This is a genomic window from Pseudomonas sp. ArH3a, from assembly GCF_022648765.1.
Taxonomy (GTDB): domain Bacteria; phylum Pseudomonadota; class Gammaproteobacteria; order Pseudomonadales; family Pseudomonadaceae; genus Aquipseudomonas.
This window is the reverse complement of the sequence record NZ_CP080330.1, coordinates 418049-432100: the sequence shown is the minus strand read 5'-3', so window position 1 is coordinate 432100 and position 14052 is coordinate 418049. Positions and strand designations below refer to the sequence as shown.

Here is a 14052-nt window from a genome sequence, read left to right as displayed (position 1 = left end):
GGAATCGGACAAATCAGCGATTTGTGTAGGCCTTCACCGATGCACTTGTCGGATCACGCTATGATTGGCCCCTCAAAGGACTAAGGATCAAGGACACGTCATGCGTATCGGTTTTCTGTCTCCCCTGGCCCTGGCGCTGCTCGCCGGCCTTTCCTTCCAGGCCCAAGCCAGTGGCGATGACTCGTGCTACCCCGACTGGCGGGTATCGCGCGACAGCCTCGAAGGGTGCAGCAACCTGCCCTTTCTGAGCCCGGGCAATGACAGCCGGGTCAACCTGCGCCTGTTGCTGGCCGACAAGCAGGTGGCGCCCCTGACGCCGAATGCGCTGGGTGAAACGGATCTGGAAGAAGGCTTCGGCCCGGTGCCGTTCCCGGTGTATCGCCTCACACCGATGACCGATGCCAGCGCCGAAAAACCCGAGGCGACGCCTGCGCCCAACAAGCTCGATGAGCTGTTGGCCTCGCAGGGTATCGCGCGTGAAAGCGACAAAGCTGCGGGTGATACCTTCCTGAGCGGCGAAGGCAGCCGCTGCCGCAGCAACGACGACAGCAGCGCTACGGCGTTCGTCAGCCAGGTAATCAAGGCCGACCTGCCCGAGCCGGAACGCCGCTTACTGATCGCGGGCCGCCTGCACCTGCTTGGCGCCTGTACCTGGGAAGGCGCAAGCCTGGGCGACCCGGAGCAAATCCAGTCAGCCCCAGGCCGCGAGCTGCGCACCTACCTTCAAGCCGCCGGCGATTTCTACAGCGGCCGGTTCGGCGACGCGCAACGCGGCTTTGTCGCGGCCGCCGCCGGCAGCCTGCCGTGGGTCAAGGAAACGGCGCTGTACATGATCGCCCGTACCGAGCTGAACCAAGCCCAGGAAAACGCCTTCGATGAATACGGCATGCCGCAGTTGGAGCGTGTGGATAAGTCGGTGTTGGCCAATAGCGAAACCAGCTTCAACCTGTACCTGAAAACTTACCCACAGGGCGAATACGCCGCCTCCGCCCAAGGCCTGTTGCGCCGCGTGCATTGGCTGGCGGGCGATACCGACAAGCTGGCGAACGCGCTGGCTGCGCAATTGAGCGCTGAGCCGCGCAACGTGTCGCTGGATGACCTGGTGCAGGAAACCGACAACAAACTGCTGAGCGCTACCCAAACACCTGCGGCCAACCCACTGATGCTGGCGCTCAATGACTTGATGTGGATGCGCGCCGGCAACCCGCCCAAACTGACCCGCGAGGCCTTGACCGAGCAGAAGGCGGTGTTCGCCCAGGAACCGGCGCTGTACGACTACGTGCAAGCCGCCTTTGCCCTGTACGTCGAGCATCAACCCGACCACGCCTTGAAACTGCTGCCTCAGGACGTGCCTGCGAGCCTGAACTACTTCGCCTTCAGCCAGCAGACCCTGCGCGGCCTCGCCTTGGAAGCCAAGCAAGACTGGAACAGCGCCGAAGCGCTGTGGTTGAAACTCTTGCCACTGGCCAAGCAACCCTTGCAGCGCGACCAGTTGGAGCTGGCCCTGGCGATGAATTACGAGCGCAGCGGCCAACTGGCCAAAGTGTTCGCGAGCGACTCGCCGATCAGCGCTAAACAGGTGCGCTATATCTTGCTGCGCAACATCGCAGGCCAGGAACTGCTGCGTCAGCAGATCACCCAGGCCAGCGACCCGGCCGAACGCGAAACCGCCCAATTTGTGCTGCTCTACAAAGACCTGCTGCGCGGCCAATACGCCACCTTCGCCGAAGACCTCAAGCAACTGCCAGCCTCGGCGCCAGAGGACAAACTCGGCACCAGCCTGGGTTACGTCTACAGCGATGGCTACTCGCTGAAGCTGTTCCAATGGAACGGCGACAAAGCCGAATCCGGCTACGCCTGCCCGAGCATTGCGCAAATCGCCAGCACTCTGCAGGCCGATCCGAAAAACCCCAAGGGCCTGAACTGCCTGGGTGAGTTCATCCTCAGCAACCATCTGGACGGCATGCCGCTGGACCAGGCGCGCGCCGCCGGCAGCCTGGGCAGCACTGCCTCGCTGTTCAAAGGCGAAGCCTTTTCGCGGCTCGACGGTTACCGCCAGGTCATCGCCAACCCCAAGGCTGCGCATAACGACAAGGCCTACGCACTGTTTCGCGCGATCAACTGCTATGCGCGGTCCGGCTATAACAACTGCGGCGGTGAGGATGTGGATAAATCCGTACGCAAAGGCTGGTTCCGCCAGCTGAAAACCGGGTTTGCCGACACCGAGTGGGCCGAGTCACTGAAGTACTACTGGTGAAACACCTGTGGCTAGGCTTGCTGTTGCTGGCAAGCCCGGCCTTTGCTGCGGTTGACGCCCGCGACTACGACGCCTTCTGGCTGTGGAGTGGCGTCACACCGCAGCCGGTGCTCAAGCAGGCGAAAACCCTGTACATCCTCCAGGGCCAGATCAACTCCACCCGCCGCGCCCCTCAGCGCGGCGTGCAGTTCATCGCCCAAGGCATCAGCGTACCGCGCATTACCCAGGGTGAAGTTTGGGTGGTCTACCGCGCCCACACCCTGCACTGGCCGGAGCAGGTCTACAGCCAATTGCTCGGCCAAGTGCAACGCTGGCGCGACGCCGGCAACCCAGTGGTCGGCATCCAGATCGACTTCGACGCTCGCACCCAGTACCTGCACGAATACGCCGACTTCCTGCGCGACCTGCGCCAACGCTTGCCGACTGACCTTCGCCTGAGCATCACCGGCCTGATGGACTGGAGCAGCAACGCCGACCCAACCGCCATCGCCCAGCTCAAAGGCGTGGTGGATGAAGTGGTGGTGCAGACGTACCAAGGGCGCCACAGCATCCCAGATTACGCGGCGTATCTGCCACGGATGAACCGGCTGGGGCTGCCGTTCAAGTTCGGGTTGATTCAGGGTGGCGTGTGGGAGGAACCGGGGTATTTGAAGGGGAGTGAGTGGTTTCGGGGGTATGTGGTGTTTTTGCAGAACCCGTAATCACGCAATATCCCCTGTGGGAGCGGGCTTGCCCGCGATAGCGTCAGTTCAGTCAACGTGGTGTTGAATGATACGTCCTCATCGCGGCATGGGCATCTACGCAACTTTTTGTGTTGCGCTAAGTTTTTGGCGGGGTTTTTAGGTAGATGTGAGTACATATCCGTTGCTGCGGTAACGGCTGCTTAGGGTTCCGCCCTTACGGCGGGTCACTTTTGGAAAAGAGCCCCAAAAGTAACCAAAAGGGCTCTTGCCCCACCACTCGGTGCCTCGCCTAGGCTCGGCATGCCCTTGTAAGATGATTTTCATCTGCTTCAGACCGTTATGCCCTCGGATTTCGAGATCGTGAGTGAGCGTGGGTCGAAGCAGATTCCTTCCTAAACTAGTCCGAACGGTTGCCAGGGCGCGAAGCCCGATTCTGCAAGGTTGGACGTGAGGAAAACACCATGGACCATGACTCTGCGTTTGTCGGAATTGATGTTTCCAAAAACAAGCTCGACTCATTTGTCAGCACCACTGGCCAAGTCGAACAGTTTTTCAATACTCAAGAAGATATCCAGCGTTTAGCTAAACATCTCAAGGCTCAGGAGCCGGTTTTGGTGGTGTTGGAAGCAACTGGGGGATATGAGCGGCTTGCGGCTGCGGAGCTTTGCGCTGCGGGACTGCCAGTCGTTGTCGTCAACCCCCGCCAGGTGCGTGATTTCGCCAAAGCTACCGGTCGGTTGGCTAAAACCGATGCTCTGGATGCCCAGGTGATTGCGGAGTTTGCCCAGGCGGTCAAACCCGAGATTCGAGAGATGCCAGATGAACACACTCGTGAGCTGGCAGATCTACTCACTCGACGCCGCCAACTCATCGACATGATCGTGGCGGAGGAGTCTCGGCTGAAGCAGGCGGTATTCAAGGCACTTCGAAGAGACATCAAGGCACATATCACCTGGCTTCAAAAGCGGCTTAAAAGCACAGACGATGACTTGCACGAAGCCATCAAGGCTTCCCCGGTCTGGAAGGCCAATTATGATTTGCTACGCGAGGTCGCTGGTGTTGGCAACGTGCTCGCACTTTCGCTGCTGGCGATGGTTCCGGAGCTGGGCAAGGTTAATCGCAAACAAGTGGCTGCCTTGGTTGGTGTGGCGCCTTTTAACTGCGATAGCGGCCTCTACAAAGGGCGTAGACGGATATGGGGTGGTCGAGCTGAGGTTCGAAGTGTGCTTTACATGGCCGTCTTGTCCTCGAAGAGCCATAACCCGGTGATCGAGAGGTTCTACAACCATCTGCTTGCTGCAGGAAAGACGAAGAAAGTAGCGCTGGTTGCATGCATGAGAAAGCTGCTGACGATCTTGAATGCGATGGTGCGCGATCAAAAGCATTTCGCTGAAATGGCTTGAATTTCGACACGGTTGCTCACTCCGGCTTGAATCCGTGGGCCGCCGCCATGGGCCATCCTTGGCCCATCGCGGCTAACCCGGCGTCCTGCCGGGTTACCCACGGATTCAAGCCTGCGTTCGGCCATCGTGGTTAACGGGGCGCCTCAGATCAAGATCAAGATCAAGATCAAAAGCAAGAGCACGGCGGCCTAGTAGCCGACCTGAGTGGTAGAAGCAAAAGCAGGGCAAAGGCACAGCAGCACACTCTCCGTCTGATGTACCGAGATCCAACTGTGGGAGCGGGCTTGGCTGCCAGCACCGCAGTGCTCTGCTTTTCTGTGGGAGCTGGCTTGCCTGCGATGCAAGCACCTCGGTGTGTCAGGCATAACCAGCCGATGCCATCGCAGGCAAGCCAGCTCCCACATTAGATTGAGTTCAGTTTCAAATATCAGGTCGGCTGTCAGGCCGCCTTGGCTTCGCTTTTGATTTAACCACTCAGGTCGGCTACTAGGCCGCCGTGCTCTTGCTTTTGATCTTGATCTTGATCTTGATCTGAGGCGCCCCGTTAAACCACGCTGGCCGAACGCAGGCTTTGGAGCGGGGGTAAACCGGCAGGACGCCGGTTTAGCCGCGATGGGCCAAGGATGGCCCATGGCGGCGGCCCCCGCTCCAAAGCCGGAGTGAGGGCACACCGAGCCTAAGCGAGGTGCCGAGTGGTGGGGCAAGAGCCCTTTTGGTTACTTTTGGGGCTCTTTTCCAAAAGTGACCCGCCGTAAGGGCGGAACCCATAGCAGCCGTTACCCAAATAACGGATATGTACCCAGCGCCCCCGCGGCAACCAAAGAACTCAACCCACAAAAAGATGTGTAGATACCTATGCTCATCGCGGGCAAGCCCGCTCCCACATGGCGTTGTATTCAGCCTGCAGGAAGGGAGGCTGTTTCAGGATAGACGGATTGCCAACCGCCACCCAACGCCTTGTACAACCCGACCATGGCCAATGACACACCGGTGGAGCTTTCCACCCACTGCTCCTGCGTTGCCAATAGCGCACTTTGCACGGTCAGCACGTTGACAAAATCCACCACGCCTTCGACGTACTGCTGTTGCGCGGTGCTCAAGGCGATCTGGTTTTGGCGCACCGCTTCGGCAAGGCTGTCGCGGCGCAGTTGGCTGGCGTTGTAGCGGGTCAGTTGGTCGTCGATCTCATGCCAGGCGCGCAGCACGGTTTGCTGGTAGGCGAGCGCGGCTTCCTGTTGCTGCGCTTCACGCAGGTTCAACACGCCTTGCAGCCGGCCGCCATTGAACAGCGGCAGGCTGAACTGTGGGCCGAAGGCAAACGCGCGCGAGCCCCACGAGCCGAAATCCGACAGTTGCATGGCCTGTGAACCGAGGCTGCCGGACAAGGTGATACGCGGGTAGAAATCCCCCTTGGCCACGCCGATAGTGGCGGTTGCGGCGTGCAGGCGCGCCTCGGCCTGGCGGATGTCTGGGCGGCGTTCGGCAAGTTCCGACGGCAGGCCAATGGCGACCTGGCGTTGGGTTTGCGGCACGGCAGCATCCTTGGACAATTGCGCATGCAGCGCTTGCGGCGGCTCGCCCATCAACAGGCTCAGGGCGTTGATCAGTTGGTCCTGGCGCTGCTGCAAATCCGGCAGCCGTGCTTCGATGGCGGCTACTTGGGCGGCGGCTTCGGCCACGTCCAGGTCAGTCGCTACGCCGTCGGCCAGGCGCAGTTGCGAGAGCTTGAGGCTGTGGCGCGCAACATCGAGGTTTTGCTCGGTGACGGCGCGGGTGTTCTGCACACCGCGCAGTTGGATGTAGTCCTGGGCGGTCTCGGCAAGCACCGACAGCAGCACGGCGCGGCGGTCGTTTTCGGCGACTTGCAGGGTGGCGTCAGCGGCTTCGGTTTCGCGTTTGACCCGGCCCCAGAGGTCCAGCTCCCAGGCGGCGGAGAAGCCCATGTCCCACTGGTTGAACGCCGAACGGCCGTTCTCGCCGGAGGGGTCGCTCAAGCCTTTGCCGCTATTGCGTTTGCGCTGGTAAGCCCCCGTGGCATCGACATTGGGATAGCGCTCGGCGGTGGTCACCTGGCGCACGGCACGGCTTTGTTGCAAGCGGCTGCTGGCCAGTTTCAGGTCAAGGTTGTCGGTAAGGGCGCGGCGTGTGAGGGCCGAGAGCTGTTCGTCGTGAAACACGTCCCACCAACGCTCTTGCAAAGGATCGGTGACGGCGCGGCTGGCAGCCTGCCGGCCCTGGGGCTCGCTCCATTGGGTGACTTGCGGGCTTTGTGGCCGCTGGAAATCCGGGCCGACGGTGCAGGCGCTCAGGCTGATCAGGCTCAAGGTGAGCCAGGCAAACGGCTTCATTGCTGGGCCACCTCACGCGGCTGCGCGACTGATTGGGTGTCGACGCTGGCTTCCACCGACATGCCGACACGCAGGCGCTCGGTCAGTGGCTGATTGGGTTCGAGCACGATTTTCACTGGGATGCGTTGCACCACCTTGGTGAAGTTACCGGTGGCGTTGTCGGGTTTGACCGACGCAAAGGTCACCCCGGTAGCCGGCGCGAGGCTTTCCAGGTGGCCCTTGAGCAGTTCGCCGTCGAGGCTGTCGACGCGCACCTGCACGGCTTGGCCGGCGTGCATATGCCACAGTTGGGTTTCCTGAAAGTTGGCCACCACATAAGCCTCGGCCAACGGCACCACGGCGAGGATCTTGCTGCCCGGCGTCACATACGCACCGACGCGCACCGCGCGTTCACCGACCATGCCATCCACCGGCGCCACAATGCGCGTGTAGGACAGCTGATAGCTGGCCATTTCCAACGCCGCCTGGGCGCGCTTGAGCCCACCTTCGGCGGCATCGCGCTGGGCGGTGAGGATCTCCACCTGCTTGCGCTCGGCCGCCAGCACCGCCGTGGCATTGGCCAGGCGTGCGGTGGCCTGGTCGATGCGGGTCTTGGCCTGCTGGGCGTTCTGTACGGTGCCCGCGCCCACACCGGCGAGGTGGTTGTAGCGGTTCAGTTCGTGCTCGGCGAAGGCCACTTCGGCGCGGTCTGCCGCCACGGTGGCCTGGGCCTGGGCGATCACCGAGCTCTGGCGCTCAAGGGTCGCGGTGGCGTTTTTCAGTTGGGCTTGGGCGACAAGCGTGTCGGCGTCGGCAGCCTGCGCGGCGGCGCGAAAGTCGCGGTCGTCGATCAGCGCCAACAGTTGGCCAGCCTTGACCCGCTGGTTGTCTTCTACCAGCACTTCCTTGATAAAACCGGCTACGCGCGGCGCCACCAGGGTGAAGTCGGCGGCGACGAAGGCGTCGTTGGTGGTCTGGCGCTTGCTGCCCAACAGGCCGGGCGCGACCAGGTACACCAGCACGCCGACGGCAAACACGGCGATAACGGAGACGGCAATTTTGTCTTTGCGTTTCATGAAAATTCCTTGTGCTAGGTCGGTGCGCGCGGCGGAAAAATCCGCGTGGGCATCCAGAAAATCAGCAGGATCAACGCCACTGCGACACCCGCCATGACGTAATAAAGGTCCGAAGAGGTCAGCACCACGGCCTGCTCATGCAGCCGGTGCGCCAGGCCCGGCGCGTCGCCGTCGGCCAGGGGCGAGTTGCCCAGTCGGTCCACCAGCATGGTTGAGTGAAAGTGCAGGCGCTGGGTGGTCAGCACATCAATCACGGCGGTGGCGACCACCGCCGCAAGGCCTTTGACGGTGTTGAACCAAGCCGAGGCGAACGGCCCATCTATCGGTTGGATGCTGCCGGTGGACAGCATCAGCAGCGGCAACACCGCCATGGGTTGCCCGAAGATTTGCAGCAGGTACAGGCCATAGAAGTCGTCGCGAATCCACTCCGAGGTCAGGTGCGCGCTGCCAATGCAACACAGCACCAGCATGCTCAACCCGATCCCCAGTACCCACCGGCAATCGACCCAGCGCAGGTTGCACAGCGCCGCCACCAGCGGCAGCGCGATCAACTGCGGCAACGCCATCAGCAGCATCACTGGCGCGGTTTGCAGCGGCCGGTAACCCTGGACCTGGGCGAGGAAGCTCGAGGGGATGATGATCACTGAGGTCAGCACCATCAGCACGCCCGCCAGCACGATCAAGGCAAAGGCCAGGTTGCGCAGGCCGAGCATCTGCAACTTGAAGAACGGAATCGGCTGCGACCATTCATTCACCAGAAACAGCACCAGCAACAGCGTGCCCGCGCTCAACAGGAAGGTGATCAGGCCGGACTCGAACCAGTCCAGGCGATTGCCCTGCAACAGGCCGATCACCAGCATGCAGATTGCCGGGAAGCCCAGCAGCAGGCCGCGCCAGTTGAACTGCTTGAAGCGCTCCAGGCGCAGCGGATCCTGCGGTAAGCCGTAGGCCACGGCAGCCATCGCCAGCAGGCACGGCGCAACGATTTGCCAGAACGCCCACTGCCAGCCGACGTATTCGGTCCACAGCGCAGCCAACGGCGTGCCCAGGCTTGGGCCGAAGGTGGCGGTGAGCGCGTAGCCGGCCAGGCCGTACAGTTTGACGTTGGCCGGCAGGAAGCGCAGCGCCACGGTCATCAACATCGGCGGCAACGCGCCACCGGCCAGGCCTTGCACGGTGCGCAGCAGCAGCAGGGTCTCGTAGTTCGGCGCAAACGGGCACAGGATGCCCAGCACCGTGAACAGGCCGATGGCGCACAGCGTGAAGCGGCGCAGGGAAAACGTCACCGAGCACCACGGCGCAAACGCCATGGCCGCCACCGAGGTCGCGGTGTAGGCGGCGACCAGCCAGGTGCCTTCGTCAAAGCCGATGTACAGCGCACCACGGATATCCGCGAGGGCCACCTTGGTGACCATCTCATTGAGGCCGGACACCAGCACCGCCAACAGCACGCCGACCAGGCCGATGATGATGCGTGGGCCGAACACGGGCGGGTTGAGCGCAGTGGGTTTGGCTGCAGCCTGGAGAGCGGGGGCAGCGAGGGATGTCATGAACAAGTAACTCGGGATTAGAAATACCCGAGCAGTTTAATCAGGCACACACATGACAAAAAAGTTACTTGTCGGCAGGTTATAAGTGCGTCAGACGCAACTGTTGGCCGTAGCTTGATCCTGTGGGCGCCGGGCTTGCCAGCGATGCAAACAATTCGGTCTGCCTGCAAAAGTGCGGTGATGCTATCGCAGGCAAGCCAGCTCCCACATTTTGATCGAGTGCACCTGAGATTCAGGTGGGCTGGGCTTCCAGCCAGGTGGCATGGCAGCTCTCGCGCATGGTTTCGCGCAGCCATTTGTGGGCCGGGTCTTTGTCGAAACGTGGGTGCCAGGATTGCGCGAGCACCAGGGTCGGCAGGGAAATCGGCAGCGGGAATGAGCGCAGTGGCAGGTTCAGGCGGGTGGCGCTCAAGAGGGCTTCCTTGGGCACCGGCAGCAGCAGGTCGGAGTCGGTCAGCATGAACATCGCGCCATGGAAGCCTGGGGCGATCATCGCCACGCGGCGCTCCAGGCCCTGGGCATTCAACGCGGTGTCGATCGGCCCGCGAGCGATGCCGCGCCGCGAAATGCTGATGTGGGAATAGCTGGCAAAACGTGCGGCGGTGATTTCTTCGTCGAACAACGGGTGATCTTGCCGCGCCAGGCCGACAAAGGTGGTGGAGAACAGGTTCTGCACCTTCACTTCGGGGCTGGAGGGCATGGTGTTGCTTACTCGCAGGTCCAGCCGCCCTTCGCGCAGCGCCTCGTCGTCGGTGTCGCCTTCGGGCACGAAGCACAGCTCGCACAGCGGTGCCACGCGTTCCATGGTGTCGAACAGGCGACCGCCATACACACCGATAAAGAAGTCATTGGCACGCACGCTGAAACGCCGGCGCAAGGTGCTCAGGTCAACCTGATCCGCCGAGCGAAACAACAACGCCGCCTGCTCCACCACACTGCGCACCTGGCCTTGCAGCTGCAGGGCCTTGGGCGTCGGCACCAGGCCGCGACCGGCGCGCACCAGGATCGGATCGCCCACCGCCTCGCGAATGCGTGTGAGGGTGCGGCTCATGGCCGCCGGGCTGAGGTTCATGCGCCGCGCGGCGCCGACCACGCTGCCCTCGTCGAGCAAGGCGTCGAGGGCGACCAACAGGTTCATGTCCGGAAGTTGCATGCCAAGCACTCGTGGTCAGTGGGGAGTGTATTGCGTGCAATCGTAGCAGGCTTGAGCGTCGGGGTTACAGGCGTACGCGCACGGTTTCGGGAAGGTGATCGATGAAGCGCCCCTTAGGTTGGCTGCGGCACTTGCGCACGATCTCCGGCAAAGCGTTATCGAAATCGTCCGTGGCCGACAAGCTGGCGGGGTATTCAATGCTGCCGCTCAGTACCGGCAATACCATGTAGGCATGCACCAGCGCGAAACTGCGCATTGCACTGAGCGGGCGGCTGGGCTGATCGCGGCGCCATTGCGCGACCTCATCGTTGAGTGCATTGCAGGTTTGCGATACCACGGCGGTGACCGGTTTTTGAAACGGGATGGTGATGTCGTTCTGCGGTGCAAAGATCATGTCGTTGTTGGCGTCGATGATCGCAGGCATATCGGCAGAGGGCGTCCACGGTTTGAAGCGCCACAACTTGGCGGCGTTGATAGCGGCATCGGCAAAAGCCGGATGGGTGGCGTTGAGCACCTTCACGTCGCTGACCGAGCCGTCGTTGTGCAGGTTGAGGCTGATTCGCGCGTGGCCGCGAATGTTGCTCATGCCCTCCGGGTACACCGGCTTGGGCATGTATAACGCCTCAGGGCTGGTGGTCGCCAGCACCTGAAATGAGCAGAATAATGCCGCCGCCAACACCAGAAATCGCATGTTCGTAAATCCCTTTACCAGACCATTGCGACGCCCCCAAGGCGCCGAACTCAGTCGGCATTATCGGGTTCATAAGCACCGCAGGGCAATTATTCCTATTTAGCGCTGCATGCCCCAGCGTTTCACCGTCAGCCGTTCGAAGGTGTCGAACACCAGGTTCTCCACCAGCAAGCCGATCAGAATCACCACCGCCAACCCGGCAAACACCTTGTCGGTGTACAGCTCGTTGCGGTTCTGGAAGATGTACCAACCCAACCCGCCCTTGCCGCTGGTGGCGCCGAACACCAGCTCGGCGGCGATCAACGTACGCCAGGCGAAAGCCCAGCCGATCTTGAGGCCGGCGAGGATCGACGGCAGCGCCGCCGGGATCAGGATGAACAGCACAAAACGCATACCCTTGAGGCCGTAGTTGCGCCCGGCCATGCGCAGGGTTTCGGACACGCCGAGAAACCCGGAATAGGTGTTCAGCGCCAAGGCCCACAGCACCGAATGCACCAGCACGAAAATCAGGCTGTTCTGCCCCAAGCCGAACCACAGCAGCGCCAGTGGCAGTAATGCAATCGCCGGCAACGGGTTGAACATCGAGGTCAGGGTGCTGAGCAGGTCGCGGCCCAACTGGGTCGACACCGCCAACGTGGTCAGGGCAAACGCCAGCACAATGCCGATCAGGTAGCCCTTGATCAGCACCGCCAGCGAGATGCTCACTTTGCTCAGCAGCTCGCCACTGAGCAGGCCATCAAACAGCGCCTGGGCCGTCTGCAAAAAGCTCGGCAGCAGCAAATCGTTGTTCTGGTAACGGGCAACCGCTTCCCACAGGATCGCCAGCACGATCAGGATCAGGCCCTTGCGCAGCCAGCCTTGTTGCCACAGACGTTGACGCAAGGGCAGTTCGCGCTCCACGGGGACGCTGAGCAGCGGTTGGAGGTTAACTTCAAATTCCTGGCGCATGGGCGGCCCCTTCAGTAAGCGATGCAGATATCGGCGAAACCCAACTCACGTTCGGCCTCGGGCGCTTCATCGAACAACAGGCGATGAATACGCCGCGCCGACGCCTGGAATTCCACACCGCCGAGGCTGTGCAGGTCGTATTGATGGCTGTGGATTTGCGCCCGCACGCGCCCAGGGTGTGGCGACAGCAACAGGATGCGATTGCCCACCACCAGGGCTTCTTCGATGGAGTGGGTGACGAACAACAGCGTGAAGCGCACCTCCTCCCAGAGCAGCAACAATTCTTCCTGCATCTTGCGCCGGGTCAGGGCGTCGAGGGCGGCGAAGGGTTCGTCCATCAGCAGGATTTTCGGCTGCATGGCCAGCGCGCGCGCGATGGCTACACGGGCTTTCATGCCGCCGGACAGGGTGTGTGGGTAGGCATCGGCGAAGGCCGTGAGGCCGACTTTTTCGAGGTAGTGCAGCGCGCGTTCTTCGGCTTCGCGGCGCTTCAAGGTTTTCGACGCCAACAGCGGGAACATCACGTTCTGTTTGACGGTTTTCCACGGCGGCAGCTGGTCGAACTCCTGGAACACCACGATGCGATCCGGGCCAGGCTCTTCGACCTTTTGCCCGAGCAGGCGGATCTCGCCTTCGCAGGGTTTGATAAACCCGGCGATCGACTTGAGCAAGGTGGATTTGCCGCAGCCCGAAGGGCCGAGCAACACGTAGCGATCGGCCGGGTCGATTTCGAAACTGACCTGGTGGGTGGCCCGCACCACGCGCTCGGGCGTGCGGTATTCGAGGCTGACATGGTCCACCGCCAGCAACGGTTCGGCGGTGTTCAGGTTGCTGGCCGCGTGGCCTTGCAGGGGCGCGTTCATTTCAACTCTCTTGCAGGGGGTTAGAAAGGCGCATCGCCCTGGATGGTGGTGCGAAACAGCTTGCGGCGCAGATGGCTCGGGCAACCGGCCGCCAGGTGGATCAGCGAGCGGTTGTCCCAGAACACCAGGTCATGGGGCTGCCACTGGTGGCGGTAGATGTTGTGCGCCAGCACGCTGTGGGCGTAGAGCTGGGCCAGCAGGTCGCGGCTTTCATCCTCCGGCAGGTCGACGATGCGGGTGGTAAAGCCTTCGCTGACGAACAGCGCTTTGCGGCCGTTTTCCGGGTGGGTGCGCACAATTGGGTGCACCACTTCGGCCACTTGGGCGAGCTGTTCGGGGGTCAGCGTTGGGCGCCAGTTGCCTTCGAATTTAGTCTCGCTGTAGCGCGCGGTATATGAATGCGCGGCGCTGCGGCCTTCCACGGCATTGCGCAGGTGCTTGGGCAGTTGGTCCCAGGCTTTGTGCATGTCGGCGAACAACGTGTCGCCGCCTTCAGAGGGCAGTTCCTGGGCGTGCAGCATCGAGCCCAGGCTTGGCAGTTCCTTATAGGACAGGTCCGAATGCCAGAACTTGCCCGCATCGCCCAGGCCGATGGATTGGCCGTTTTCGATGATGTTGGAGACGATCAGGATTTCCGGGTGGTTGGCCAGCAGGAACTGTTTGAGCACATGGATCTGCAACACGCCGAAGCGGCGGCTGAAGGCGATCTGTTGTTCGGGGGTGATGCGTTGGTCGCGAAATACCACGACGTGGTGGTCCAGGTGCGCGCGGTGGATGCGTGCGAAGTCCTGGTCGTTGACCGGGTGGGATAAATCCAGGCCGATGATCTCGGCGCCGACGCTGCCGGGGAATGGGCGGATGTCGAAGGACTGAGCGGTAGAGGTCGCTGTTGGAACAGTAGAGGTGGCGGACATGAAGGCACTCCCGGTCGGACAGGGGAGTGACTTTATAGATATAAGAACGGGCGATTAAATACCGTTAGTGAATATCGATATGCATTAGGGTTGGGATCTGCGGTGATGCTGATGGCGCCATCGCAGGCAAGCCAGCTCCCACATTTTGATTTGTGAACACATTCAAATGTGGGAGCTGGCTTGCCTG

11 protein-coding genes are annotated in these 14052 nt (G+C 61.7%); 3 read left to right on the top strand and 8 right to left on the bottom strand.

What is annotated here, in order from left to right; translation table 11 throughout:
* Positions 1 to 100 precede the first annotated feature (100 nt).
* The 3 genes from K0P33_RS01915 (at position 101) to K0P33_RS01905 (ending at position 4343) form a co-directional block, all read left to right on the top strand.
* Positions 101 to 2257: an outer membrane assembly lipoprotein YfiO gene (locus K0P33_RS01915; protein ID WP_242153760.1), complete on the top strand. Its 2157-nt coding sequence runs from the start codon at positions 101 to 103 to the stop codon at positions 2255 to 2257.
* Complete coding sequence (locus tag K0P33_RS01910) at positions 2254 to 2958, top strand: DUF3142 domain-containing protein (protein WP_242153758.1); 705 nt, start codon at positions 2254 to 2256, stop codon at positions 2956 to 2958. The genes K0P33_RS01915 and K0P33_RS01910 overlap by 4 nt, the downstream gene beginning before the upstream one ends.
* Positions 2959 to 3401: 443 nt before the next feature.
* Positions 3402 to 4343, top strand: coding sequence for an IS110 family transposase (locus tag K0P33_RS01905; protein ID WP_094953916.1), 942 nt, complete (start codon positions 3402 to 3404; stop codon positions 4341 to 4343).
* A gap of 896 nt (positions 4344 to 5239) precedes the next feature.
* Here K0P33_RS01905 and K0P33_RS01900 read toward each other — a convergent pair.
* From K0P33_RS01900 to K0P33_RS01865, 8 genes are all read right to left on the bottom strand, one after another.
* Positions 5240 to 6691 carry an efflux transporter outer membrane subunit gene (locus K0P33_RS01900; RefSeq protein WP_242153756.1) on the bottom strand — a complete coding sequence of 484 codons (1452 nt, stop codon included), beginning with the start codon at positions 6689 to 6691 and terminating at the stop codon, positions 5240 to 5242.
* Positions 6688 to 7746, bottom strand: a complete 1059-nt coding sequence (locus K0P33_RS01895; RefSeq protein ID WP_242153755.1) for an HlyD family secretion protein — start codon at positions 7744 to 7746, stop codon at positions 6688 to 6690. The genes K0P33_RS01900 and K0P33_RS01895 overlap by 4 nt, the downstream gene beginning before the upstream one ends.
* A gap of 14 nt (positions 7747 to 7760) precedes the next feature.
* A complete protein-coding gene (locus tag K0P33_RS01890; protein ID WP_242153752.1) occupies positions 7761 to 9296 on the bottom strand; it encodes an MFS transporter in 1536 nt (511 codons plus the stop codon).
* A 232-nt stretch (positions 9297 to 9528) separates the two neighbouring features.
* Complete coding sequence (locus K0P33_RS01885) at positions 9529 to 10449, bottom strand: LysR family transcriptional regulator (RefSeq protein WP_094953066.1); 921 nt, start codon at positions 10447 to 10449, stop codon at positions 9529 to 9531.
* 64 nt (positions 10450 to 10513) lie between these two features.
* The gene (locus K0P33_RS01880; RefSeq protein ID WP_242153750.1) at positions 10514 to 11140 is read right to left on the bottom strand and encodes a TonB family protein; all 627 of its coding nucleotides are present in this window, start codon (positions 11138 to 11140) and stop codon (positions 10514 to 10516) included.
* A 99-nt stretch (positions 11141 to 11239) separates the two neighbouring features.
* A complete protein-coding gene (locus K0P33_RS01875; protein WP_094953068.1) occupies positions 11240 to 12088 on the bottom strand; it encodes an ABC transporter permease in 849 nt (282 codons plus the stop codon).
* A gap of 11 nt (positions 12089 to 12099) precedes the next feature.
* Entirely contained in the window at positions 12100 to 12951 is an 852-nt protein-coding gene (locus tag K0P33_RS01870) for an ABC transporter ATP-binding protein (RefSeq protein WP_242153748.1), read from the bottom strand.
* Positions 12952 to 12971: 20 nt separating this feature from the next.
* Positions 12972 to 13865: a TauD/TfdA family dioxygenase gene (locus tag K0P33_RS01865; RefSeq protein WP_242153746.1), complete on the bottom strand. Its 894-nt coding sequence runs from the start codon at positions 13863 to 13865 to the stop codon at positions 12972 to 12974.
* Positions 13866 to 14052 lie beyond the last annotated feature (187 nt).

Excerpts from the sequence above, each read along its gene's own strand:
- K0P33_RS01890 (WP_242153752.1), bottom strand. The coding sequence starts at position 9,296 with ATGACATCCCTCGCTGCCCCCGCTCTCCAGGCTGCAGCCAAACCCACT.
- K0P33_RS01895 (WP_242153755.1), bottom strand. The coding sequence starts at position 7,746 with ATGAAACGCAAAGACAAAATTGCCGTCTCCGTTATCGCCGTGTTTGCC.
- K0P33_RS01915 (WP_242153760.1), top strand. The coding sequence starts at position 101 with ATGCGTATCGGTTTTCTGTCTCCCCTGGCCCTGGCGCTGCTCGCCGGC.
- K0P33_RS01905 (WP_094953916.1), top strand. The coding sequence starts at position 3,402 with ATGGACCATGACTCTGCGTTTGTCGGAATTGATGTTTCCAAAAACAAG.
- K0P33_RS01875 (WP_094953068.1), bottom strand. The coding sequence starts at position 12,088 with ATGCGCCAGGAATTTGAAGTTAACCTCCAACCGCTGCTCAGCGTCCCC.
- K0P33_RS01870 (WP_242153748.1), bottom strand. The coding sequence starts at position 12,951 with ATGAACGCGCCCCTGCAAGGCCACGCGGCCAGCAACCTGAACACCGCC.
- K0P33_RS01885 (WP_094953066.1), bottom strand. The coding sequence starts at position 10,449 with ATGCAACTTCCGGACATGAACCTGTTGGTCGCCCTCGACGCCTTGCTC.
- K0P33_RS01865 (WP_242153746.1), bottom strand. The coding sequence starts at position 13,865 with ATGTCCGCCACCTCTACTGTTCCAACAGCGACCTCTACCGCTCAGTCC.
- K0P33_RS01900 (WP_242153756.1), bottom strand. The coding sequence starts at position 6,691 with ATGAAGCCGTTTGCCTGGCTCACCTTGAGCCTGATCAGCCTGAGCGCC.
- K0P33_RS01880 (WP_242153750.1), bottom strand. The coding sequence starts at position 11,140 with ATGCGATTTCTGGTGTTGGCGGCGGCATTATTCTGCTCATTTCAGGTG.